This window comes from Brunnivagina elsteri CCALA 953 (assembly GCF_002289455.1).
Taxonomy (GTDB): domain Bacteria; phylum Cyanobacteriota; class Cyanobacteriia; order Cyanobacteriales; family Nostocaceae; genus Brunnivagina; species Brunnivagina elsteri.
On the sequence record NZ_NTFS01000602.1, the window covers coordinates 1 to 2,764 of the forward strand.

The following is a 2,764-nucleotide window of genomic DNA, read 5'->3' on the forward strand; positions in this document are numbered from 1 at the left end:
GATTTGGTTTTAAAGATTGAGTATCTCGCTGTGAAGCAAGGAAAAGTTGTAATTAAAGTCAATCCCAGATATTCTAGTCAAGAATGTAGGAATTGTGGACACACCGATAAGTCGAACCGAACAGGCGAAAAGTTCATTTGTGTTAAATGTGGACACATGGAACATGCTGATATTGGTGCTGCAAAAACAATCAGAGACAGAGGTTTGGAAATAGTACGTGGGGACTCCGCGAAACTAGCTGCTAGTCAGTAAAACGCCCAAAAGATATCATCACGCTCTTTCTGAGCAAACGTGATGAGTTTGGGAACCTGTGAAAACAGGATATTAAGAAAGAAATTTCTTAAGAATCTCAGTCACTTTAGTGCTGAGAGTGTCAATTCTTACCCGACTTTTTCTTTAAACTCGTCCCAGATGTAACCTCAAGATTCCCAAACTTCGGACTCCACCATCCGTTCGTAGTATGGAAAAAAGCAACATCCTTGTGTTTAGCATCAGTTCGAGACTTAGAATCAGAACAGCGTAACAACTTCTTATCCTGCCCATCTTTCGTGTAACAATATTCCTCCAAAGGGTTCTTGCATACTGGACAGGGAAATGTTGTTACAGTACTTGCATTAGTTTTCGACTTTTGGGGATTTCCATCCTTTTCCTTACCAGCTTGAGAACGAGGAGCTTCCCAACTCTTGCTATACTCGCTCCAAAACAGCACCACATTGTCGCATCCACACATACACTTCAAAAAATACTTCTTTTTAACCTTAGTACTGGGAATTTTCGCTAAATGATTATTACACTGAGGACAACGAGTGCGAGACTTATCAAAAATACGCTCGTTCCCATGAACAACATTGCTAACTTTTGACACAGAAACAGGAACAGTTTTAGCCTTAGCCAAAGCCGGAACAAAATAACTTTGATTCCAATTAGTTAGATAATCCTGCCAAGACTGCTTTCCAGATGCGATCGCATCCAAAGCATCTTCCATCTTCGCGGTAAATTCAGTCTCCAACAAATCGGGTAAAGCTTTTTGTAAGAAATCATCAACCTCCAAACCCAAGACAGTCGGTTTGAGATTATCCTTAATTAACTCCACATAACCCCGTTTTTTTAAAGTTGCAATCGTGGGAGAATAAGTACTCGGACGACCAATCCCTTTCCTTTCCATCAACTGCACCAACTTCGGTTCACTGTAACGAGGAGGAGGTTGGGTTTGCTTCTTCTCATGTCCTGCATCCACCAAATTCAGCATTTGTCCCTGCTGCAAATTCGGTAAAATCGTATCCTTACTCAAATTCAACCAATACTTAGCATAGCCGAAAAACTCTATTACCTGACCCCTAGCTTGCCATAAAATTTGACCAGATTGGCTAATCACAACAGTTTTACGTAACTGTGCAGCACGACATAAAGAAGCAACAGCCCGCTTCCAAATTAAAACATATAAATTAAACTCATCCGTCGATAACTCAATCCGTAAATGAGCAGAAGGACGAAAAACATCAGTAGGACGAATCGCCTCATGTGCTTCCTGAGCAGTTTTACTACTTCTATGTCTCGTAGTTTTTGGAGGAACATTCTCCGGGTCATTTTCCTCCAACCACTTGCGAACACTCTCACAAAACTCCGGACTCAACATTACAGAATCCGTCCGCATGTAAGTAATTAGACCAGCCTCATATAACTTCTGTGCTACCTGCATCGTCTTTTCAGGAGCAAACTTTAATCGGGAACCCGCAGCTTGTTGAAGAGTTGAAGTAATAAAAGGAGGAGGAGGTTGACGGCTGGTAATTTTTCCCTCATATTTGATAATTTTGTGTGGATGCCTTTTAGCTTCCTCAACTAAGCGATTAGCTGTTTCTTCCGACAATACACGGGTAGATTCCAAAGATTCATTACTTTTATATGTCGCATCATCATTAACATCTGTCTCCGACTTTTGTTCCTCAACACCATCACTGACAATCCCCTGATAAAAAGCACGGAAACCCTCAGCATAATCAACCCAAACACTCCAATAATCTTGAGGAACAAAAGCAACAATTTCCCTTTCCCGGCGACAAATTAAATGTAAAGTAGCACTCTGAACCCTACCAACACTTTTCGCACCATTATTCAAAGCCCAAACAAGCGGACTTCCCTTATACCCAACCAACTTATCCAAACAATCACGACATAAACCAGCACCAACCAAATTAACATCCAACTTTCTCGGATTAGAAATAGCTGCACGCACAGCAGACTCAGTAATTTCAGTATACACAACCCGTTTCGGGTCCTTCAAACCCAAGGCTTCCTTCAAATGCCAAGCAATAGTTTCCCCCTCACGGTCGGGGTCAGTTGCTAAAATAACCTCATTAACCTGTCGAACCGCATCCTTAAGTTTTTGAATCGTCTCCTTAGCTCTTTGGTCACGAGGTATATAGCGACATTGAACGCTACTACCATCCATCGTAAACCCCAAGGAATCCTCCCCCTCATTACTAAGTTCGCGAATGTGACCGCAGCTAGCACGCACAATCCAATCAGCACCCAGGATTTGACTGAGCTTTTTCACTTTACCAGGAGATTCAACCACTAAAAGGCGTTTAGGCATAACACCCTAACAAAGAACTTCTTAATTTTTATAGTACAACTGTTTAGATATTTTCGACTTCGTTACAATTCTTGCCAAATAGACATAGTAGTGAAAATTAATTATGCGTTGCCCAGAACCCTTGTCGTGCCTCCGCAATGCTACGTCTCTACATCTTTTCCGGAGATGTCT

Annotated in this window: 2 protein-coding genes; one reads left to right on the forward strand and one right to left on the reverse strand. The window is 41.6% G+C overall.

Annotated features, from left to right (window positions below; translation table 11 throughout):
• On the forward strand, window positions 1–252 hold a 252-nt coding region (locus tag CK510_RS28915), incomplete at its 5' end, for a zinc ribbon domain-containing protein (RefSeq protein ID WP_143289494.1).
• A gap of 121 nt (window positions 253–373) precedes the next feature.
• On the opposite strand, the gene topA is transcribed toward CK510_RS28915, so the two are convergent.
• Window positions 374–2,593: a type I DNA topoisomerase gene (gene topA / locus CK510_RS28920; protein ID WP_095724913.1), complete on the reverse strand. Its 2,220-nt coding sequence runs from the start codon at window positions 2,591–2,593 to the stop codon at window positions 374–376.
• Between the last annotated feature and the right edge of the window lie 171 nt (window positions 2,594–2,764).

Bases quoted from the DNA above. Each gene is read 5' to 3' on its own strand.
- topA (WP_095724913.1), bottom strand. From the start codon at position 2,593: ATGCCTAAACGCCTTTTAGTGGTTGAATCTCCTGGTAAAGTGAAAAAG.